Consider the following 20,047-nt stretch of genomic DNA (forward strand, 5'->3'; position numbering starts at 1 on the left):
CCGGACAAATCACGATAGGTGACCTATGCAAAGTGCTGTCAATGAATTTCTAACTCCACGTGTTATCCAAGTTGAAGAATTTGGACAAACTCGTGCGAAGGTGACCCTTGAGCCACTAGAGCGTGGATTTGGTCACACCTTGGGTAATGCTTTGCGCCGTATTTTGCTTTCTTCTATGCCGGGATGTGCGGTAACTGAAGTAGAGATCGACGGTGTGTTGCACGAATACAGTGCTATGGAAGGTGTACAGGAAGACGTTATCGAAATCCTGCTTAACCTGAAAGAAGTTGCTGTGATCATGCACGGTAAAGATCAAGCTACCTTAGTTCTTAACAAAAAAGGCCCTGGCGTAGTCACTGCCGGCGATATTCAAACTGATCATGAGATTGAAATCGTTAATACTGACCACGTTATAGCGAATCTGAACGATGATGGCGAGATTAATATGCGCCTTACCATCGCTCGCGGTCGCGGTTATGTGCCAGCTGATGCTCGGGATAACGCTGAAGAAGAGTCTCGTTCAATTGGTCGCCTGCAGCTAGATGCTAGTTACAGCCCGATCAGCCGTGTTAGCTACGTAGTAGAGAGCGCGCGTGTTGAACAGCGTACCGACCTTGATAAATTGGTCTTGGATCTTGAGACCAATGGCACTATCGATCCTGAAGAAGCAATTCGTCGTGCAGCAACAATTCTGCAGCAGCAGCTCGCAGTGTTTGTTGATCTGGAAAGCGAAGGTGAGAACGAGCCTTCACGCGAAGAGAACGAGGTAGATCCTATTCTGCTGCGTCCGGTTGATGATCTTGAATTGACTGTGCGTTCAGCTAACTGCTTGAAAGCAGAAAATATCTACTACATCGGTGACTTGGTGCAGCGTACAGAAGTTGAACTTCTCAAGACGCCAAACCTTGGTAAGAAATCACTGACAGAAATTAAAGATGTATTGGCGTCACGCGGGTTGTCTTTGGGTTTACGCCTAGATAACTGGCCGCCAGCAAGTCTTAGAAACGACGACCGAGTTCTTGCGTAATTTCGCCGGATCTTTCGAATATTTTTGCTGAGATAGCAACGTTTATTAAAGGAAAAAGCCATGCGTCATCGTCATAGTGGCCGTCAATTAAACCGTAATAGCTCTCATCGTAAAGCGATGTTCCGCAACATGACGGCGTCGTTGGTTGAGCACGAAATGATTAAAACAACCCTGCCAAAAGCAAAGGAACTGCGTGGTTATGCAGAACCTTTGATTACACTTTCTAAGGTAGATAGTGTAGCTAATCGCCGTCTTGCGTTCGCGCGTTTACGTTGCAATGCTGCGGTAGGTAAATTATTTACTGATCTTGGTCCTCGTTACGAAGGTCGTCCCGGCGGCTATATCCGTATTATGAAATGCGGTCTGCGTACTGGCGACAAGGCACCAATGGCTTACGTAGAGTTGGTTGATCGTCCAGTGGTAGAAGAAGCTGACGACGAGTAAGTAGATAGATCTAAAAAAGCCGGCTTTTAAGCCGGCTTTTTTTTGTCTGCATTTTAGTGAAAAAAGTGTTGCGGGGCTATCAGCCCCCCGCTGCGACCTTGCGTGCGGCCGCAAGATTAAGAACGTCTGCGAGAAAGTGTCCGGTGTGAGATTGCGGCATTGAGGCGACATCCTCCGGCGTGCCTTCGGCAATAATTAAGCCGCCACCGCTGCCGCCTTCCGGGCCCAAGTCGACGATCCAGTCGGCAGTTTTAATAACATCCAGATTATGCTCGATAACGACGACCGTATTGCCATGGTCGCGTAAGCGATGTAGCACGGTGAGGAGTAATTGAATGTCTTCAAAGTGCAAACCCGTGGTGGGCTCGTCGAGAATATAAAGGGTTTTACCGGTGTCGCGTTTCGAGAGCTCGCGGGCCAGTTTGACACGCTGCGCTTCACCGCCGGATAAGGTGGTTGCGGCTTGTCCTAGGCGTATATAGCTTAAGCCAACGTCCATAAGGGTCTGGAGCTTTTTACTGATCGAGGGCACGTTCTCGAAGAACTGGTTGGCATCCTCCACGGTCATATCTAGGACTTCATGGATGTTCTTTGCTTTGTATAATATTTCCAGTGTTTCGCGATTGTAGCGTTGGCTACTACATACCTCGCAGGCGACATAAATATCAGGTAGGAAGTGCATTTCCACTTTGGTAACGCCGTCGCCTTGGCAGGCTTCGCAGCGGCCGCCTTTTACGTTAAAGCTAAAGCGGCCGACTTTGTATCCGCGTGAGCGTGCTTCTTGGGTTCCGGCAAATAATTCGCGGATTGGTGTGAAAATGCCAGTGTAGGTGGCGGGATTTGATCTTGGCGTACGACCGATGGGGCTCTGGTCGATGTCGATACATTTGTCGACGTTGTTAAGCCCGGTGACGGACTCGTGGGCCGCTGGCGTTAATGTTGTTGCGCCGTTGAGCTCGGTTGCGGCAACAGGGTATAGGGTGTGATTGATCAGTGTCGACTTCCCTGACCCCGAGACCCCGGTGATGCAAGTCATTAGTCCAAGCGGCAGAGTAAGGTCAACATTTTGGAGGTTGTTTCCGGTGGCACCTTTTATGTGCAGCGTTTTTTCTGGATTAAACGGATTACGTTTTTCTGGAATGGCAATGGCCTTTTTACCTGATAGGTATTGGCCTGTCAGCGACTCGGGGCTATTCAAGATATCGTCGATTTTACCCTGCGCGATGACTCTACCGCCATGCACGCCCGCGCCGGGACCGATGTCGATAATGTGGTCAGCAGTGCGGATGGCGTCTTCGTCGTGTTCAACCACAATAACGGTATTGCCAATATCACGAAGATGCCGGAGGGTTTTCAACAGTCTTTCGTTGTCGCGTTGATGTAGCCCAATTGACGGTTCGTCTAGGATATACATTACGCCCACCAGCCCTGCGCCAATTTGGCTTGCTAGCCTGATTCTTTGGGCTTCGCCGCCCGATAGAGTGTCAGCGCTGCGGTCTAGGGTGAGATAGTTCAGCCCCACATCGACCAAGAAGCGCAGGCGGTCGTTAATTTCTTTTAGTATTTTCTCGGCAATTTGAGCTTGTCGGCCCTCTAGCCTTAGCGTGGTGAAATACTCGCGTGCTGCGCCGACAGGCATAGCGGCGATTTCAGGAAGGGTGTGGTCGAGAATAAATACGTTGCGCGCTTCCTTTCTTAAGCGTGTGCCGGAGCAATCTGGGCAAGACTGGGTGTTTAGGAATTTACTTAGTTCCTCGCGCACCGTTTGAGATTCAGTATCTTTATAGCGTCTATCCATATTGGGGATGACGCCTTCAAAAGGGTGTTTGCGTTGAAAGTTATCGCCGCGGTCGTTGATATAGGTAAAGCTAATTTCTTCGGCGTCGCTGCCAAATAGAATTCGACTGCGGTGTTCTTCGCTTAGTGATTCAAATGGGGCGTCCACGTCGAAGCCGTAGTGATCTGCGAGCGAGGTTAGCATGTGAAAATAATATACGCTGCGACGATCCCAGCCGCGAATCGCGCCAGTGGAAAGACTGGCCTCCGGGTGTTGGATAATTCTGCTGGCGTCAAAAAACTGCTTCACACCCAGGCCATCGCAGCTGCTGCATGCGCCGAGAGGGCTGTTAAACGAAAATAGTCGTGGTTCTAATTCTGCCAAGCTATAGCCACATTGTGGGCAGGCAAATTTAGAAGAGAAAACTAATTCCGGGGCTTTGGTGTCGTCCATATCGGCAACACCTGCCACGCCATCGGTCAGTTCGAGTGCGGTTTCAAATGACTCAGCGAGGCGTTGGCCAATATCGTCACGAACTTTAAATCGATCTACGACCACTTCAATGGAATGTTTTTTGTTCTTGTCTAAGGTAGGTAGATCATCCAGATCTGTGACGATGCCATTAATGCGCGCTCGAACAAATCCTTGGCTCCTAAGTTTTTCAAAGGTATGTAAGTGCTCTCCCTTGCGATTTTGCACAACGGGGGCGAGTAGCATCATCTTGCTGCCTTCCGGCAGGGCCAGCACCGTATCGACCATTTGGCTAACGGTTTGCGCCGACAGTGCGGTGTTGTGGTCTGGGCAGCGTGGCTCGCCTGCGCGGGCAAACAATAAGCGCAGGTAGTCGTATATTTCCGTGATTGTGCCAACAGTAGAGCGCGGGTTGTGCGAGGTCGATTTCTGTTCTATGGATATCGCGGGAGATAAGCCTTCAATGTGATCGACGTCGGGCTTTTCCATCATCGACAAAAATTGCCGTGCATAGGTAGATAGCGATTCTACGTAGCGCCGCTGGCCTTCCGCGTAAAGGGTGTCGAAGGCGAGGGAAGATTTCCCTGACCCGGACAAGCCGGTAATAACCACCAGTTTGTCGCGGGGAATATCGATATCAATATTTTTTAAATTGTGGGTGCGGGCACCGCGAACGATAATCCGATCCATAGTATTCCCCAGCGTGGTAAACCAGACATTATACTGCGGGGGCGGAGTGGGGCGCAAAATAAGCTGGTGATATTTTATAGCGGTTTTTCATGTGCGGTTAAGCTGGTAGAATCGGAGGATATTTATTCTTGTTGTAGGATCCCTCCCTTGAATCATCACACGATGAGCGCAGCTGAGCGTCGTTCTGTCGCTTCTCTGGCGACATTGTATGCGTTTAGAATGCTCGGCTTATTTATGCTGTTGCCGGTATTGAGCTTGTACGCAGGTGAATATGACCATAGTACGCCGGTGCTAGTCGGTTTGGCACTGGGGATTTATGGCTTGGGGCAAGCGGCGCTGCAAGTACCCTTGGGCATGCTGTCGGACCGGATTGGTCGCAAGCCGGTCATTATTGCCGGCCTACTACTTTTCGCCGCCGGTGGTATTGTGGCCGCGAGTGCTGACAATATTATTACCGTTATTCTTGGCCGCTTGCTGCAGGGCACTGGGGCAATTGCTAGTACCTTGACCGCATTACTTGCCGACTTAACCCGTGAGCAGCACCGAACCAAGGCAATGGCGGCGATTGGGGTTAGCATTGGGGTGTCTTTTGCGCTAGCGATGGTCATAGGGCCATTAGCTGCGGCAGCGGTTGGAGTGTCGGGTTTATTTTTACTCACTTCATTGTTAGCTGTGATTGGTGTGTTTATTACCCTGTGGTTGGTGCCAACCCCGGACGTCGGTGGTTTGAATGCCGATAGCCAATCATTGCGTGGCTTACTGGGTCGCTGCTTGCATGATAGTGATTTAATGCGCCTGAATCTTGGTATTTTTTCTTTGCATGCGATGTTGATGGCGATATTTGTGGCAGTGCCAGGGCTGCTTGAGGAGCAAGGCCTGATTCGGGATGACCATTGGAAGATGTATTTGCCGGTTATGTTGGTGGCCTTTATCGCGATGGTCCCACTTATTATTCTTGCCGAAAAATACAATCGTATGAAGCAGATATTCCTGTCAGCGATTACGGCAATTATTGTAGTGCTATCTGCGGCGATATGGTTTGCCCATGACTATTGGTATTTAATTGTCATGATTACGATATTTTTTGTCGCCTTCAACCTGCTTGAAGCGTCGCTGCCATCTCTAGTAAGTAAAACGGTTTATCCCGGCGGCAAGGGCACCGCTATGGGGGTGTATTCTACCTTTCAGTTTTTAGGCGCTTTTTTTGGTGGTGCCTTGGGTGGTGGTTTGTTGGGTCTTTGGGGTGGTTCGGCCCTATTTATAGGCGCCGCGATTTTAGCCGGAGTTTGGTTGCTGGTGGCTTGGGGTATGGCGGTTCCTGCCAAAGCAGATAATTTAGTTTTGGCTTGGAAGTTTGGGACATGGGATGCGGCGGCATTGCGTCAAGAGGTATTACTTATGCCGGGCGCCCTTGATATAACCGTGCTAGAAAGTGAACAGTTAGCCTACTTGCGTGTTAGCCAGGACTTTGACCCTGCGTCACTGCCTGCGGGCATACGGCTCGGCAGCTAAAAGCGGCAGAATCCGGTATAGTAAATGTTTAGCGGTAGATGTCCGCATTTATAGAAATAATAGGAGGTGGCGCATGGCGCGTGGAGTGAATAAAGTTATTCTGGTTGGGAACTTAGGCCAGGATCCTGAAACCCGTTATATGCCATCTGGCGGCGCGGTAACTAATATTACTGTTGCGACCAGTGAAACGTGGAAAGATAAGCAAAGCGGTCAGCCCCAAGAGCGCACTGAGTGGCACCGAGTGGTATTTTTTAACCGCATCGCCGAGATTGCTGGTGAGTTTCTAAAAAAAGGCTCAAAGGTTTATATTGAGGGCTCATTGCGCACCCGGAAATGGCAGGATCAGGGTGGACAAGATCGTTATACCACTGAGATTGTTGCTGCAGAAATGCAGATGCTCGATGGTCGCGGCGGCTCTGGCGGTGGCGATAACTATAATGAGGGTGGTGGCTATCCCTCTCAGGCTCCTGCGCAGGCAAAGGCAGCACCGTCTCAGGCTCCGCGTCGGGCGGCGCCTGCGCCACAGCAAAATCAGGCGCCGGCACCAAGCGCGCCACCAGCCGGTGGCTTTGATGATTTTGATGATGATATTCCGTTCTAAAAAAACACCGTAGATCATAATGTAAAGAATGTAGTTAAAAGCCCCGCTAGTCGGGGCATTTTTTTGTTGGGGTTTATGTCTTGCTGGCTTGAATGCCTTGCGGACTTTGAGGGCTTTGAGTAATGTTGTTGGCTCCCAGTCTATTTGATGCTGTGGAGGTATATGCAGTATCTGGCGCACTTGGTGCGATTTTTCTTATAACGTGTGAATGTTTCTGTGAATGTAGTTTTAATTTCCCCTCCGGGTCCATTGAGTGAAGCCATCCGCAGTCAACTAGCCCTGCGGGAGAGGTCTCTCGTGGTTATTGATATAGATGATTTACATACCTTTGATACGGCGTTGCTGCGCGACGCGATAGTGATTGACGCGGATGTTCTTGCGCGCTGCCAGCTTATTGATGGGGTGTCTGATGATTGTCATACCCGAAGGCTGACTGCGCGTGAAAGTGTGCTGCAATCGTGCCGGGCGTTGGAAGCTCCCTATCTCTTTCTCAGTGACGGCAGGGTGTTCGATGGTATTGAGCAGTCCCATGATTACTTGGAGGCCGACGACCTTGTGCCGGCAAGCTCGGCGGGAAAGCAATTTGCGGAGATTGAGGATTTGGTGATGAGTGTTGCTGGGCAGGGGGTAATACTGCGCACCGGTCCTTTAATTGCTGAAGAAGAAGGTAATTTTCTCGGCGACTGCCTGGTCACAATGCGAGAAGGTAAGGTGCTAGCGCTAAATGATTCTTTAATGAGTTGTCCTACACCGGTGGCTGATATAGCGCGAGTTGTGTCGGGCATGGTTGATCAGTTGAGTTGCGGTGCGCCCTGTTGTGGGGTTTATCATTACAATAGCAGTGGTGTGGCCAGTGCTTACGAGTTTGCCGAGGTCGTTTGCGCGTTTGCTTCTCAGTTTGTGGCGCCTGTCGCCGATATTGCGGTGGACGATGCGGGTGTCACTTGGACGCCTAGTGTACCGGTGCTGTCTTGCGGTAAGGTCTTGCAACATTTTGGTATAAAGCAGTTGCCTTGGCGGGCCTACCTGCCGCGTATGGTGCGAGCAGTATGTGAAGGGGTGAGTAAATGAGTAGTGATAGCGAGTTTGTGCCGCTGAATATTGCGGTATTAACGGTTTCAGATACCCGCGATGAAAACAGTGATAGCTCAGGTAAGTTTTTACTTGAGGCGCTGACGGGTGCAGGTCATTCACTTGCTGACAAACAGATAGTAAAAGACGATATTTATCAAATTCGAGCGGTGATGTCTGCGTGGATCTACCGTGAAGATGTTCAAGTAGTATTGGTGACGGGTGGCACGGGCTTCTCCGGTCGGGATTCGACACCAGAGGCGGTTTCGGTGTTATTTGACAAGCAGATTGACGGCTTTGGCGAAGTGTTCCGTGCTAGGTCTTTACAGGAAATTGGATCTTCTACGATTCAGTCCCGCGCCTTAGCTGGTCTGGCAAATAATACCGTTATATTTTGTGTGCCGGGCTCCACTGGTGCGTGTAAAACGGCTTGGCATGGCGTTATTTGTGAGCAGTTAGATAGCAGGCACCGTCCATGTAACTTCGTAGGTGTTCTAAAAACCCGCCAAGATATGGAGGCTTAAGCGTGGCCCTACGTTCTGTTGATGAGACTCTGCACTATCTTTTGGCGGACGCCCAAAAAAGGGGCGGCGAGTCGCGAGATTTAGCACAGTGCTTGGGCGCAGTGTTGGCGGCGGATGTGCTGGCCGAAAGTAATGTTCCGCCGGCTGATAATAGTGCGATGGACGGCTACGTGCTTCGTTTTCAAGATTTGGTGCAAGGTGTCGCCATGCCGGTGAGTCAGCGTATTCCCGCAGGTATGGTTGGTGAGCCCTTGCTCCCGGGCACCGCTGCGCGGATTTTCACCGGTGCATTTATTCCAGCGGGCGCTGATACGGTTGTGGCTCAGGAGGACTGTGAGCAAGGCGACGGTGTGGTAACGGTAAATATCCCTGCAAGGAAAGGGCAGCATATTCGCCCTCGCGGACAAGATATATCATCCGGGCAGTTGTTGTTGAGGGCGGGGCATCGTCTTCAGGCTGCCGACTTAGGTCTGTTGGCCTCTCTAGGTCTTTCCCATGTCGCAGTTTCTGCGCCCATTAAGGTCGCACTGATGTCGACTGGCGATGAATTGCGCGAGCCTGGTGACTCGCTGGAGCCGGGTCAGATATATAATTCTAATCGTCCAATGCTCGCCGCAATGATTCGCGCCCTGGGTTGTGAGGTGATTGATCTCGGAATTGTGGCTGATGATCCGGGCGTGACAAAAGCGGTATTATTACAGGCGCGTGATAGTGCTGATGTGGTTGTCAGTAGTGGCGGCGTGTCGGTGGGTGAAGAGGATCATGTGAAGGCACAGGTCGAGGCCTTGGGCGAGTTACAGCTTTGGAAGCTAGCTATAAAGCCCGGTAAGCCACTGGCGTATGGGCGCTTGGGTAGTGTGCCTTTCTTTGGCTTGCCTGGGAATCCGGTGTCGGGCTTTGTTACATTCTGTTTGTTGGTTCGGCCCTACTTACTGGCAATGCAGGGGCTCGTTGATCCGGTAGCGCCGCAATGGCCGGCGTGTGCCAATTTTGACTGGCCTAAAGCGGGCAGTCGCCAAGAATATTTGCGAGCGCGAGTCACACCGAGTGCGACGGGTTTGCTGGTTGATATTCATCCGCAGCAAAGCTCCGGCGCTTTAACGTCGGTGTCTTGGTGTAATGCTTTGGCTGTTATTCCGATAGGTAAGACTTTGCAGCGCGGTGATTGCGTCGAGATAATATTTTTGCGGGATTTAAGCTAGAAAATAAAAGATTTGTTTGAGCTTGCCATGAGCAGGTTCACGGCAAGCTCAGCGTATTTAAGCGGTGTAGCGCTTAAATACTAGGCTGGCGTTGGTGCCGCCAAAACCAAAGCTATTAGACATAATGGTATTGAGTGTGACGTTTTCTTGTTTGCTTGTCACAATTGGCACACCTGCGGCTTCATCGTCTAGCGTGTCGATATTGGCAGATGCCGCGATAAAGTTATGCTTCATCATCAGCAATGAGAATATCGCCTCTTGAACCCCTGTTGCGCCAAGCGAGTGGCCGGCTAGGGATTTAGTCGAGCCGATGGCGGGGATCTTTTTGCCTTCATAGGCCTGCTTAACGGCTTTGAGTTCTTGCATGTCACCGGCGGGGGTGGACGTGCCGTGAGAGTTGATATAGTCAATTTCAGTGTCCACGCCCAGTAGTGCTTGGTGCATGCAGCGCGCAGCGCCTTCACCGCTGGGAGCAACCATGTCATAGCCGTCTGAGGTGGCGCCGTAGCCAACCAGCTCGCCGTATATTGTTGCGCCGCGTGCTTTGGCGTGCTCGAGTTCTTCAAGGACCACCATGCCCGCACCGCCGGCAATAACAAAGCCATCACGGTTGGCATCATAGGGGCGCGAGGCGCATTCAGGGGTGTCGTTATACTTTGTAGACAGCGCACCCATTGCATCAAATAAGCAGCTCAGAGACCAATGCTCTTCTTCGCCGCCCCCAGCAAAGACGATGTCTTGCTTGCCGAGTTGGATTAGCTCTGCGGCGTTGCCGATGCAGTGCGCGCTCGTTGCGCAGGCGGACGATATTGAGTAGTTCACACCTTTGATTTTGAATGGTGTGGCAAGACAGGCAGATACAGTGCTGCCCATGGTCTGGGTGACACGATAGGGCCCAATACGCTTTACGCCGCGGGTGCGCAGGATATCTGCTGAGTCAATCAGGTTAGCTGAAGACGCGCCGCCTGAGCCGGCGATAATGCCAGTGCGCACATTGCTTACTTGGTCTTCTTCTAAGCCTGAGTCAGCTATCGCTTCTTGCATGGCAAGGAAGGAATAGGCCGCGGCATCACCCATAAACCGAAATTGCTTGCGGTCGATGAGTTCTTTTAGGTTGAGGTTTTTTATAGAGCCGGAAACTTGGCTGCGAAAGCCCATTTCTTTATAGGTTTCGTTGAAGGCTATACCCGATTTGCCTTCCTGTAGTGAGCTTAATACTTCGGCTAGATTATTGCCGATGCTGGAAACAATACCCATGCCGGTTACGACAACACGTCTCATCGAATACCTCGTCTTATTAGCTTGTGATAAATTTATTAGATTAAATTAAATAGTTAGAAGCTAGCGTCGTCTTTGAACAAGCCCACGCGTAGATCTTTTGCTGTGTAAATGACTTTGCCATCGACAGCGACTTCGCCATCGGCAATACCCAGTACCAGTTTGCGCTCAATCAGGCGTTTGTAATTGAGAGTGTAGGTAACGAGTTTAGCGTCAGGTAGTATTTGGCCGGTGAATTTTACTTCTCCAGCTCCTAGCGCGCGGCCTTTACCGCTATTGCCGCGCCAGCCTAAGTAGAAGCCGACTAACTGCCACATGGCATCAAGACCGAGGCAGCCGGGCATGACCGGATCGCCGATAAAGTGGCAGTCGAAAAACCATAAATCAGGATTTATATCTAATTCGGCAACCAGCACACCCTTGTCGTAGGTGCCGCCCTCGGTGCTAATATGTGTGATACGATCCACCATTAGCATCTTGTCAACTGGGAGTTTCGGATTGCCGGGGCCAAAAAGCTTGCCGTTCCCGCAATCGATGAGTTCTTGTTTGGTAAAGCTGTTTTGATGAATTAAAGACATGAGGTCGAATTATCACCTTAAAAAATGTTGCGCTTATCTTAGCACGAAGGATTTAGATGGCACATTAAAATGTCAACATTGGCGTGAACATTGCTGTCATACCTATGTCATTATTTATAAGTAAAAGAATGATTCTTGCTTAGTGAAGTGGCTGTATGGAGAATGACAGGTAGTCTATCTACAGCCTCAAGGATCCGGGCGGTGTCCGGAATGTATTAAAGGAAATATTATGATTAGAAAATGTCTTTTCCCCGTGGCGGGTTACGGTACTCGCTTTTTACCAGCAACCAAATCAATGCCCAAAGAAATGCTGCCCATCGTAAATAAGCCCTTGGTGCAATATGGTGTTGAAGAGGCGATCGATGCCGGCTTAAAAGAAATTGCTCTGGTAACCGGCCGCGGTAAACGTGCCATTGCCGATCATTTCGATATCAGTTACGAGCTGGAAAGTCAGATTGCCGGCACTAGTAAAGAGCGGTATCTGGATTGTATTCGCAATGTGCTTGATAAGGGCACATTTATGATGACCCGCCAGCGCCAAATGAAGGGCTTGGGTCATGCGATTTTAACCGGTGAATGCCTGATTGGTAACGAAGCATTTGGCGTTATTTTGTCCGATGATTTGTGTCTTAACCACGACGATGAAGGCGTGATGGCGCAAATGGTTAAACTCTATAATCAGTTCCGCTGCAGTATTGTCGCCATCCAAGAAGTACCTTTGGAAGACATAGAAAAATACGGTGTGATCGCTGGTGAGGAAATGGGCGATGGCTTATATCGCGTGAGTTCTATGGTTGAAAAACCCAAGCCAGAAGATGCGCCGACTAATATGGCCGTCATTGGGCGGTATATTTTAACACCGGATATTTTTGATATTTTGCGTGATACCCCACCCGGTAAAAATGGTGAAGTGCAATTGACCGATGCGCTGATGACACAGGCAAAAAATGGCTGTGTCTTAGCCTATAAATTCCGTGGAAAGCGGTTTGACTGTGGCAGTGTGCCTGGCTTTATCGAGGCCACAAACTATGTTTACGAAAACATTTACTCAGAGGGTTCAGCGTGAGCAGTAGTGAAATAACATGCTTTAAGGCCTACGACGTTCGCGGTCGAATTCCGGATCAACTAAATGAAGATATCGCCTACCGTATAGGCCGCGCTTTCGCTGAGGTCATTCAGCCTAAAAAAGTGGTAGTAGGTCACGATATTCGTCTTAGCAGTGAATCGATTAAAGCGGCGCTGACAAATGGCTTGCTCGATGCTGGTGTGGACGTTTATGACATCGGTTTGTGTGGCACCGAGGAGATCTATTTTGCGACTTCTCACGCCGGCATGGATGGTGGTATTGCGGTAACGGCTAGTCATAATCCCAAAGACTATAACGGCATGAAATTTGTGCGTGAAGAGTCTAAGCCGATCAGTGGTGATACCGGTCTGTTTGATATTAAAAAGCTGGCTGAGAAAAATGATTTTGCAGTATCTGGCGTGCGCGGTAGTTTGCAGGCATTGGATACCTCTACGGCCTATGTCGAACATTTGCTGAGCTATGTCGATGTGGCTGCGCTGAAGCCGCTAAAAATCGTGGTTAATGCGGGTAACGGCGGCGCTGGTCGGGTTGTCGATTTATTAGAGCAGCGTCTGCCATTTGAATTTATTCGGGTGCACCACGAAGCAGATGGTAATTTCCCCAATGGCGTTCCCAACCCCTTGCTGGTGGAAAATCGCCAGCCGAGCATCGATGCGATTAAAGCCCATGGCGCTGATTTAGGTGTGGCTTGGGATGGTGATTTTGATCGCTGCTTCTTCTTTGATGAAACAGGTGATTTTATTGAGGGTTATTATGTTGTCGGTTTATTGGCCGAAGCATTTCTGCTGAAAAATCCCGGAGCGAATATCGTTCACGACCCGCGGCTAACCTGGAATACCATCGCTATTGTTGAAGAGGCCGGCGGCAAGGCCGTGCAGTGCAAAACTGGTCATGCCTTTATCAAAGAGCGTATGCGCATTGAAAATGCGGTGTATGGTGGCGAGATGAGCGCCCATCACTATTTTCGCGACTTCGCTTTTTGCGATAGCGGCATGATTCCCTGGTTGCTGGTAACACAGCTGATGTCGATTAAGTCAGCGAGTTTGTCGTCACTGGTTGAAGAGCGCGTTGCGCTATTTCCCTGCAGTGGTGAAATTAACCGTGAGGTTGAGGATGCCAAGGCAGTAATCGCATTGATTGAAGAGAAGTATAAGCCCGCTGCGGCGGCCGTTGATTTTACTGATGGCTTGAGCATGAGCTTTGAGGGCTGGCGCTTTAATGTGCGCATGTCAAATACTGAGCCGGTAGTGCGCTTGAACGTTGAAAGTGATGGCGACTTTGCGCTGATGGAAGCTAAGACGGCTGAGCTTTTGGCTATGTTGTAATTTTTTATTAGCGATAAAAAAAGCGCCTTCGGGCGCTTTTTTTTCGAGACATTTTTGTGTTGTTAGCCGTATCTAGGTGGCTTGGGCTTTTTTATAGCGGGCAATCAGTTGCGCTGTAGAGCTGTCTAGTGAGCTGGTGTCATCGCCCGATAGTGCGCCCATCAGGGTTTGACTGATTTGCTTGCCTAGCTCAACGCCCCATTGATCAAAGGGATTTATGCCCCACACAAAACTGGCGGTAAATAAACGATACTCGTAAAGGGCAAGCAGGGCGCCAAGTGCGCCGGCGTCCAGCTGATCCATTAGGATAGTGGTGCTGGGTCTATTGCCCAGCATCGCTTTGTGTTGGGCTAACGGCTTGGCTTCGTCCGTTGCCATGCCGCCACTGACAAGTGCGTCTTCAATCTCGGCGGCGCTTTGGCCTTGCATTAACACTAGGCTTTGGCTGAAGCAATTGGCCACGAGGGTTTGGTGCTGCTCGCCAATAGGATTGTGGGATTGCAGGCTGGCGATAAAATCGCAGGGAATGGTGTCGCTGCCTTGGTGTAAAAGCTGGTGGAAGGAATGCTGGCCATTGGTGCCCTCGGTTCCCCAAATAACGCCACCGGTAGTGTATTCAAGTACCTCGCCATCGCAGCTAACAGATTTACCTGCGCTCTCCATAAATAACTGCTGGAGATAGATTGGCAATAATTTCAGGTGATGTTCGTAGGGTAAAACGGCCTGTGAGCTGATGCCCCATGCATTTCGGTACCAGACATCCAATAGTCCTAGGATCACGGGTACATTTTGTTCTAGCGGCGCTTGTTCAACGTGTTGATCGACGTCGTGGCCACCTGCTAGCAGCGCTCTGAAACTGTCCATGCCTGAAGATAAAGCAACCGCGACGCCAAAGGCCGACCATACTGAAAACCGGCCGCCGACCCATTCCGGTACTTTGAGAATTAAGTCATCTCGAATACCGAAGGCCTTGGCAGATTCCGGTTTTGAGGTGACGGCCACAAAGTGCGAGTCGACATTATTGAGCTCTAGTTCGCTGCGCAGCCATGCGCGTGCGCTATTGGCGTTGCTGCGGGTTTCTTGGGTGCCGAAGGATTTGGATGCCACAATAAAGAGCGTGGTTTCTGCGGGCACGGCTGCTAGGATTTCAGTAATGACGCTGGGGTCAATATTGGCGGCGAAATGGGTTTTTAACAATGGCGCAGTTTGGTTCGAGAGTGCGTCGCAGACTAGGCGTGGGCCAAAGTCGGAGCCGCCTATGCCGATATTAACAACATCGGTAAAGGCTTTGCCACTTGCCCCGGTCAGCTTGCCGCCGTGCACGGCGGCGACTAAATCTGCCATGCCGGCATACATTGAGTCGATAGCCTCGTCATCGCTTTGGCCCGTGACCGCCCAGCGGCGCAGACTTGGATAATTTGTTGCGCGGTTTTCGGTATTATTGAGATGAGCGCCCGCTCTTAAGGCAGTAAATTGCTCGGGTATTCCTCGGTCGCTAGCCAATTTGCAGAGGGTTGCGAGTATATCGCTGTCGATATGATGTTTGGAGTAATCGACAAATAGAGGTCCAAGGTCAGCGCTGTAGTTTGCGGCGCGATTGGGGTCGTCTTGAAAGCGCTGCGCTAAGGGGGTGCTGATGCTGTGCTGGGCAAGAGTCTGTAGCGTTGATCTGATGTTGGCGTTGTAAGCCAGTTTGGCTCCTTGGTCTGACGTGCTACTCACAGTGTTCCCTCTGAAAGATCTGTTTACGCAGGGCTAGTCTCACCCTCCCCGTAATATCGTACAAATTGTAGCGGCTTCGGGGGTGGATTGTAATGCGCTGGGGGCTTAACTGCGCCTAGAAAGCGCTATTGCGGTGAGTTTTTCTAGTGCGTCGCGATAGGGTGAATCTGCAAATGGTGCCAGTGCGGCTAAGGCGGCTTTAGTATAGCGCTGCGCTGCGCTATGGCAGTAGGCTAAAGCGCCGCTAGTGCTAACGGCGGCTACGATGTCGTCAAGTTGTTCGGCGGTTTTGTTGCTGATGGCGTTACGCACCAACTGCTGCTGGTATTCATTGCCATGTTGCAGAACGTAAATGAGCGGTAGGGTTGGTTTGCCTTCGGCAAGATCATCGCCCACATTCTTGCCGGTTTCTTCCGGGTCGCCCTCGTAGTCGAGAATGTCGTCAATGAGTTGGAATGCGATGCCGAGGTTTAGGCCGTACTCATACAGCGCATCTTGGTGCTGGCTTGCGTTGCTAATAATCGCCGCGCCGCCGCAGGCAGCGCCAAAAAGGACGGCCGTTTTGCTGCGAATAACGTCGAAATAGGTCGCTTCACTGGTGTCGGCGTTGCCTGCCCGGCTCAGCTGCAATACCTCGCCTTCGGCAACGGTATTAGTGGTACTGGAGAGCAGCCCCATTAGGGGTAGGCTGCCAATCTCGACTAGGATTTCAAACGCTCGCGAGTACAGGAAGTCACCGACTAATACGCTGGGCGCGTTGCCCCAGTTGGCGTTCGCCGTTGGCCGCCCGCGACGCAGAGCGGAAATGTCGACAACGTCATCGTGAAGCAATGTTGCGGTATGGATGAACTCGATGACCGCCGCTAAACGAACGTGTTGCTGGTCAATCTTGCCAATTGCGCCGGCGCAAAGAAGCGTGAGCAAGGGGCGCAGGCGTTTGCCTCCCGCATCGACGATATAGTGGCCGATGTTCTCTACGAGTGGCACTTTGGAGTGCAATTGTTCGATGATGAAGTCGTTGACCGCGGCAAATTCGCTGTCAACGATCTTGCGGATCTGTTGCATGGTTACGACAATACGTATGGCGGAGTCGGTTGGCATCGTATGAGCGAAGCCGCGGGCTGTCAAGGTTTCTGCAACAGTCCGTTTTGGGGGTGTTGTTATATTTTCTAAAACTGCGTACAATTCGCGCCCCTGAAAGCAAAACCGTGCAGCCCCTTAATGGTTAAGTGGCAGTGACGGTGCCTGGACTTGTCCCGGTGTGTTGTGCGACAGCACAAAACACTCGGCCGAAACAAATTATTGCAAGCAGGCTCTTGGAGATTATGCTCATGTACGCAGTTATTGAAAGTGGTGGTAAGCAGCACCGTGTTATCGAGGGCGAAACCCTCAAGCTCGAAAAAATTGAAGTTGCCACTGGTGAAAGTATAACTTTTGACAAAGTGTTGATGGTTAAAACTGGTGAAGAACTGAAAATTGGCGCACCTTTTGTTGAGGGTGGCAAAGTGACCGCGGAAGTAATTTCGCAGGGTCGTCACGCCAAGGTAAAAATTGTTAAGTTTCGCCGTCGGAAGCACAGCATGAAGCAGGCTGGTCACCGTCAGTGGTTCACCGAAGTGAAAATCACTGGTATCAGTGCTTAAGGAATTTAGGAGAGACTCATGGCTCACAAGAAAGCTGGTGGTAGTACTCGTAACGGACGCGACTCGCAGAGTAAGCGTCTAGGTGTAAAACGTTTTGGTGGTCAAACTGTTAGCGCGGGCAGTATTATTGTTCGTCAGCGCGGCACACGCTTTCACGCTGGTGAAAACGTAGGTTGTGGCACCGATCACACTTTGTTTGCTAAGGCAGACGGTGTGGTAAAGTTCGAAGTTAAAGGTCCAAAGAGTCGCAAATACATTCGTATTGTTGCGGCCTAAGCCTTTTTCGTGACGTTTAAAGCCTCGTCTGTTGACGGGGCTTTTTTGTTTCTGTAGATAAGTTTTAAGCATATTCCTTTTTAGGTTGGCATAATCATGAAGTTTGTTGATGAGGCGGTAATCCGGGTTGAGGCGGGGCGAGGCGGCAATGGCTGCATGAGTTTCCGTCGCGAAAAATTTATACCCTGGGGTGGTCCGGATGGTGGTGACGGTGGTGACGGCGGCAGCGTCATTTTGCGGGCCGAAGCATCGATGAACACTTTGGTTGATTTCCGCTTTGTTAAGGCCTACAACGCCCGTGTCGGTGAGGCTGGTCGGGGCGCAAATTGCCGTGGTAAAAGTGCGGAAGACTTAATATTGGATGTGCCGGTGGGTACCACCGTTATTGATGAAGACACCCAGGAAGTGCTTGGGGATTTGGTTGCTGCGGACGACACCCTCAAGGTTGTTCAGGGTGGTTTCCATGGTCTGGGGAATACCCGCTTTAAGTCCAGCACCAACCGGTCTCCGCGGCAGTTTACCCGTGGCAGTGACGGCGAAGTCCGCAACTTGCGTTTAGAGTTGAAAGTCTTGGCTGATGTCGGTTTATTGGGTATGCCCAATGCTGGTAAGTCCACTTTCATTCGCGCGGTGTCCGCGGCCAAGCCAAAAGTTGCGGACTATCCGTTCACTACCTTGGTGCCCAATTTGGGTGTGGTGCGAGTGGAGCAGCATCGAAGCTTTGTATTGGCTGACATTCCTGGTTTGGTGGAGGGGGCGTCAGACGGCGCGGGCTTGGGGATTCGCTTTCTCAAGCATTTAACGCGTACTCGCTTATTGTTGCACTTGGTTGATATGGTGCCTTATGACGGCGTAACGCCCCAGGAATCGGTTGCCATTATCTCTAAGGAGTTGTCTCGTTTTAGTCCAACATTGGCGGGCCGTGAGCGCTGGTTGGTGTTAAATAAATTGGATATGCTGCCAAAGGACGAGCGTGCGGCGCGCTGCCAGGAGGTGGTCGATGCTTTGGGTTGGACTGGGCCGGTTTATAGGGTGTCAGCCTTAACGGGTGAGAATACCAAGGCCTTATGCCGAGATGTCTTGCAGTTTGTTGAGGAGCAGCAGGTTCTGCTTGCCACCGATAGCGACGCGGCTGATCGCGAGCGCGATATTCAAGACGCGATGCAGAGTGAGGCCCGCGACCGTATTCAGGCCTTGGCAGATCAGCGCCGCTCTGAGCGTCGCGCAGCCGATGATGCTGATGACTACGATGACGATGACGATGAAGATGATGATCATGATGTTGAAGTGGTCTATCGACCTTGAGGTGAATTGATCTTGTCTGAGAATAGGCGGGGGCTAAAAGCCAGTAAGCGAATAGTGGTAAAGATTGGCTCGGCCCTGCTAACCAATGACGGGCGCGGTCTTTACGCTGAGGGTCTGGATGCGTGGGTGGCGCAATTGGCCGCGCTTAGGGCGTCGGGTCGTGAGGTTGTGCTGGTCTCATCTGGTGCGGTTGCTGAAGGTATGAATCGACTCGGTTGGCGTGAGCGCCCCGATGATTTGCATAAGTTGCAGGCGGCGGCGGCGGTAGGTCAAATGGGTTTGGTGCATGCCTATGAGACTCGGTTCCGTACCCATGGCTTGCAGACCGCTCAGATACTGTTGGGGCATGATGATATTTCGGCGCGAGATCGCTATCTAAACGCGCGCGGTACTTTGCTCACCTTGCTTGAGTTGGGTGTGGTGCCGGTGGTGAACGAAAATGACACCGTAGTTACTGACGAGATCCGCTTTGGTGATAACGATACGCTTGCCGCGCTAGTTGCTAATTTAATTGATGCTGACACTTTGGTTATTTTGACTGATCAGCGCGGTTTGTTTGAAGAGGATCCCCGTTCAAATCCCGCTGCAAAATTAATTTCTGAGGCCTCAGTAGAGGATCGCTCTCTTGATGTCATGGTGGCTGGTGCTGCTGGGCTTCTTGGTCGTGGGGGCATGCTGACTAAGTTGCGTGCTGCGCGATTGGCGTCTCGCTCCGGTGCCAATACCGTTATTGTTGGCGGCCGAGAAGAGCGAGTTTTGGATCGAATCTTTGCGGCTGAAGACTTGGGTACGCTCTTGCTTTCAAAAGAGCCGCCTATTGCTGCACGGAAAAAGTGGCTGGCCGGGCAGCTGCAGCTTCGGGGTACGGTACAAATAGATGATGGCGCGGCGCGTGTATTGCGGCAGCAGGGTCGCAGTCTATTACCTGTGGGGGTGGTGGCGGTTACGGGTCAGTTTTCGCGTGGCGACCTTGTTAAGTGTATAGATGGGCAGGGCAATGAGGTGGCGCGGGGTCTGGTTAATTACTGCGCGGATGACGCAAGGCGTTTACAGGGCATGGCCAGTGGTAAGATTGCAGAGCTGCTTGGCTTTGTTGGCGAGCCGGAGTTGATCCATCGCGATAATTTAGTGCTGAGTGGCTGAGTGGCGGGCAAAAAGTTCTAGTAATAAAAAAACCCGCCGTGAGCGGGTTTTTTTATTACGGCAAAATTAAAGCACTAAATTAAGCGGCTACGCCCATTGCTTTGATTTTGCTGTTTAGGCGGCTCTTATGTCGAGCAGCTTTGTTCTTTGTCACGATGCCTTTATCGGCCATGCGATCAAGAACGGGTACGGCAGCAACGAATGCAGCGTTTGCTGCTTGTTGATCGCCTGAATCAATGGCAGTCACAACTTTCTTCAAGTATGTGCGAACCATGGAGCGCAGACTGGCGTTGTGCGTACGACGTTTTTCCGCCTGGCGCGCGCGTTTTTTAGCTTGTGGAGAATTCGCCACCCTTATAACTCCTTGAAAC

The 20,047-nt window shown here is 51.0% G+C and carries 19 protein-coding genes; 13 read left to right on the forward strand and 6 right to left on the reverse strand.

All coding sequences use genetic code 11. The features are described from left to right. Nucleotides 1-25: 25 nt before the first annotated feature. Together AB4875_RS16010 and rplQ are read left to right on the forward strand one after the other, a co-directional pair. Entirely contained in the window at nt 26-1,027 is a 1,002-nt protein-coding gene (locus AB4875_RS16010) for a DNA-directed RNA polymerase subunit alpha (protein WP_368377118.1), read from the forward strand. A gap of 60 nt (nt 1,028-1,087) precedes the next feature. Beyond that, nucleotides 1,088-1,471 carry a 50S ribosomal protein L17 gene (gene rplQ / locus AB4875_RS16015; protein ID WP_368377119.1) on the forward strand — a complete coding sequence of 128 codons (384 nt, stop codon included), beginning with the start codon at nt 1,088-1,090 and terminating at the stop codon, nt 1,469-1,471. A 79-nt stretch (nt 1,472-1,550) separates the two neighbouring features. Here rplQ and uvrA read toward each other — a convergent pair whose 3' ends face one another. Continuing rightward, nucleotides 1,551-4,409 (reverse strand): excinuclease ABC subunit UvrA, encoded by a 2,859-nt coding sequence (uvrA, locus tag AB4875_RS16020; RefSeq protein WP_368377120.1) that lies wholly within the window; start codon nt 4,407-4,409, stop codon nt 1,551-1,553. Between the two features lie 147 nt (nt 4,410-4,556). Between uvrA and AB4875_RS16025 the strand changes: the two genes are divergently transcribed. The 5 genes from AB4875_RS16025 (at nt 4,557) to AB4875_RS16045 (ending at nt 9,319) form a co-directional block, all read left to right on the forward strand. Then, nucleotides 4,557-5,921 carry an MFS transporter gene (locus AB4875_RS16025; RefSeq protein WP_368377121.1) on the forward strand — a complete coding sequence of 455 codons (1,365 nt, stop codon included), beginning with the start codon at nt 4,557-4,559 and terminating at the stop codon, nt 5,919-5,921. Nucleotides 5,922-5,994: 73 nt separating this feature from the next. Beyond that, complete coding sequence (gene ssb / locus AB4875_RS16030; RefSeq protein ID WP_368377122.1) at nt 5,995-6,522, forward strand: single-stranded DNA-binding protein; 528 nt, start codon at nt 5,995-5,997, stop codon at nt 6,520-6,522. A gap of 297 nt (nt 6,523-6,819) precedes the next feature. Beyond that, entirely contained in the window at nt 6,820-7,593 is a 774-nt protein-coding gene (locus AB4875_RS16035; protein ID WP_368377123.1) for a sugar nucleotide-binding protein, read from the forward strand. Continuing rightward, nucleotides 7,590-8,117, forward strand: coding sequence for a molybdenum cofactor biosynthesis protein B (gene moaB / locus AB4875_RS16040; protein WP_368377124.1), 528 nt, complete (start codon nt 7,590-7,592; stop codon nt 8,115-8,117). The genes AB4875_RS16035 and moaB overlap by 4 nt, the downstream gene beginning before the upstream one ends. A 2-nt stretch (nt 8,118-8,119) precedes the next feature. Further along, on the forward strand, nt 8,120-9,319 hold the full coding sequence (locus AB4875_RS16045) for a molybdopterin molybdotransferase MoeA (RefSeq protein WP_368377125.1): 1,200 nt from the start codon (nt 8,120-8,122) through the stop codon (nt 9,317-9,319). A 57-nt stretch (nt 9,320-9,376) separates the two neighbouring features. On the opposite strand, the gene fabB is transcribed toward AB4875_RS16045, so the two are convergent. Together fabB and fabA are read right to left on the reverse strand one after the other, a co-directional pair. Beyond that, nucleotides 9,377-10,600 carry a beta-ketoacyl-ACP synthase I gene (gene fabB / locus AB4875_RS16050; protein WP_368377126.1) on the reverse strand — a complete coding sequence of 408 codons (1,224 nt, stop codon included), beginning with the start codon at nt 10,598-10,600 and terminating at the stop codon, nt 9,377-9,379. Nucleotides 10,601-10,653: 53 nt separating this feature from the next. Beyond that, complete coding sequence (gene fabA / locus AB4875_RS16055; RefSeq protein ID WP_368377127.1) at nt 10,654-11,175, reverse strand: 3-hydroxyacyl-[acyl-carrier-protein] dehydratase FabA; 522 nt, start codon at nt 11,173-11,175, stop codon at nt 10,654-10,656. Nucleotides 11,176-11,404: 229 nt separating this feature from the next. Between fabA and galU the strand changes: the two genes are divergently transcribed. Next, entirely contained in the window at nt 11,405-12,241 is an 837-nt protein-coding gene (galU, locus tag AB4875_RS16060; protein ID WP_368377128.1) for a UTP--glucose-1-phosphate uridylyltransferase GalU, read from the forward strand. Continuing rightward, complete coding sequence (locus AB4875_RS16065) at nt 12,238-13,587, forward strand: phosphohexomutase domain-containing protein (RefSeq protein ID WP_368377129.1); 1,350 nt, start codon at nt 12,238-12,240, stop codon at nt 13,585-13,587. Before galU ends, AB4875_RS16065 begins: the two co-directional genes overlap by 4 nt. 72 nt (nt 13,588-13,659) lie before the next feature. On the opposite strand, the gene pgi is transcribed toward AB4875_RS16065, so the two are convergent. Then, nucleotides 13,660-15,309, reverse strand: a complete 1,650-nt coding sequence (gene pgi, locus AB4875_RS16070; protein ID WP_368377130.1) for a glucose-6-phosphate isomerase — start codon at nt 15,307-15,309, stop codon at nt 13,660-13,662. Nucleotides 15,310-15,414: 105 nt separating this feature from the next. Beyond that, complete coding sequence (locus tag AB4875_RS16075; protein ID WP_368377360.1) at nt 15,415-16,374, reverse strand: polyprenyl synthetase family protein; 960 nt, start codon at nt 16,372-16,374, stop codon at nt 15,415-15,417. Nucleotides 16,375-16,640: 266 nt separating this feature from the next. Between AB4875_RS16075 and rplU the strand changes: the two genes are divergently transcribed. The 4 genes from rplU to proB all read left to right on the forward strand — a co-directional run bounded on the left by rplU (nt 16,641) and on the right by proB (nt 19,676). Then, entirely contained in the window at nt 16,641-16,952 is a 312-nt protein-coding gene (rplU, locus tag AB4875_RS16080; RefSeq protein WP_438273535.1) for a 50S ribosomal protein L21, read from the forward strand. Between the two features lie 18 nt (nt 16,953-16,970). Further along, nucleotides 16,971-17,228, forward strand: coding sequence for a 50S ribosomal protein L27 (rpmA, locus tag AB4875_RS16085; RefSeq protein WP_368377132.1), 258 nt, complete (start codon nt 16,971-16,973; stop codon nt 17,226-17,228). 96 nt (nt 17,229-17,324) lie between these two features. Further along, nucleotides 17,325-18,533: an Obg family GTPase CgtA gene (gene cgtA / locus AB4875_RS16090; RefSeq protein WP_368377133.1), complete on the forward strand. Its 1,209-nt coding sequence runs from the start codon at nt 17,325-17,327 to the stop codon at nt 18,531-18,533. A 12-nt stretch (nt 18,534-18,545) separates the two neighbouring features. Then, nucleotides 18,546-19,676, forward strand: coding sequence for a glutamate 5-kinase (proB, locus tag AB4875_RS16095; RefSeq protein WP_368377134.1), 1,131 nt, complete (start codon nt 18,546-18,548; stop codon nt 19,674-19,676). Nucleotides 19,677-19,755: 79 nt separating this feature from the next. Here proB and rpsT read toward each other — a convergent pair whose 3' ends face one another. Then, on the reverse strand, nt 19,756-20,028 hold the full coding sequence (rpsT, locus tag AB4875_RS16100; protein WP_368377135.1) for a 30S ribosomal protein S20: 273 nt from the start codon (nt 20,026-20,028) through the stop codon (nt 19,756-19,758). Between the last annotated feature and the right edge of the window lie 19 nt (nt 20,029-20,047).

Source organism: Zhongshania sp. R06B22 (assembly GCF_040892595.1).
In the GTDB taxonomy this organism is placed as follows: Bacteria; Pseudomonadota; Gammaproteobacteria; order Pseudomonadales; family Spongiibacteraceae; genus Spongiibacter; species Spongiibacter arctica.

Bases quoted from the DNA above. Each gene is read 5' to 3' on its own strand.
- fabA (WP_368377127.1), bottom strand. From the start codon at position 11,175: ATGTCTTTAATTCATCAAAACAGCTTTACCAAACAAGAACTCATCGAT.
- cgtA (WP_368377133.1), top strand. From the start codon at position 17,325: ATGAAGTTTGTTGATGAGGCGGTAATCCGGGTTGAGGCGGGGCGAGGC.
- AB4875_RS16010 (WP_368377118.1), top strand. From the start codon at position 26: ATGCAAAGTGCTGTCAATGAATTTCTAACTCCACGTGTTATCCAAGTT.
- fabB (WP_368377126.1), bottom strand. From the start codon at position 10,600: ATGAGACGTGTTGTCGTAACCGGCATGGGTATTGTTTCCAGCATCGGC.
- AB4875_RS16075 (WP_368377360.1), bottom strand. From the start codon at position 16,374: ATGCAACAGATCCGCAAGATCGTTGACAGCGAATTTGCCGCGGTCAAC.
- galU (WP_368377128.1), top strand. From the start codon at position 11,405: ATGATTAGAAAATGTCTTTTCCCCGTGGCGGGTTACGGTACTCGCTTT.
- ssb (WP_368377122.1), top strand. From the start codon at position 5,995: ATGGCGCGTGGAGTGAATAAAGTTATTCTGGTTGGGAACTTAGGCCAG.
- uvrA (WP_368377120.1), bottom strand. From the start codon at position 4,409: ATGGATCGGATTATCGTTCGCGGTGCCCGCACCCACAATTTAAAAAAT.
- moaB (WP_368377124.1), top strand. From the start codon at position 7,590: ATGAGTAGTGATAGCGAGTTTGTGCCGCTGAATATTGCGGTATTAACG.
- rpmA (WP_368377132.1), top strand. From the start codon at position 16,971: ATGGCTCACAAGAAAGCTGGTGGTAGTACTCGTAACGGACGCGACTCG.
- rplU (WP_438273535.1), top strand. From the start codon at position 16,641: ATGTACGCAGTTATTGAAAGTGGTGGTAAGCAGCACCGTGTTATCGAG.
- rplQ (WP_368377119.1), top strand. From the start codon at position 1,088: ATGCGTCATCGTCATAGTGGCCGTCAATTAAACCGTAATAGCTCTCAT.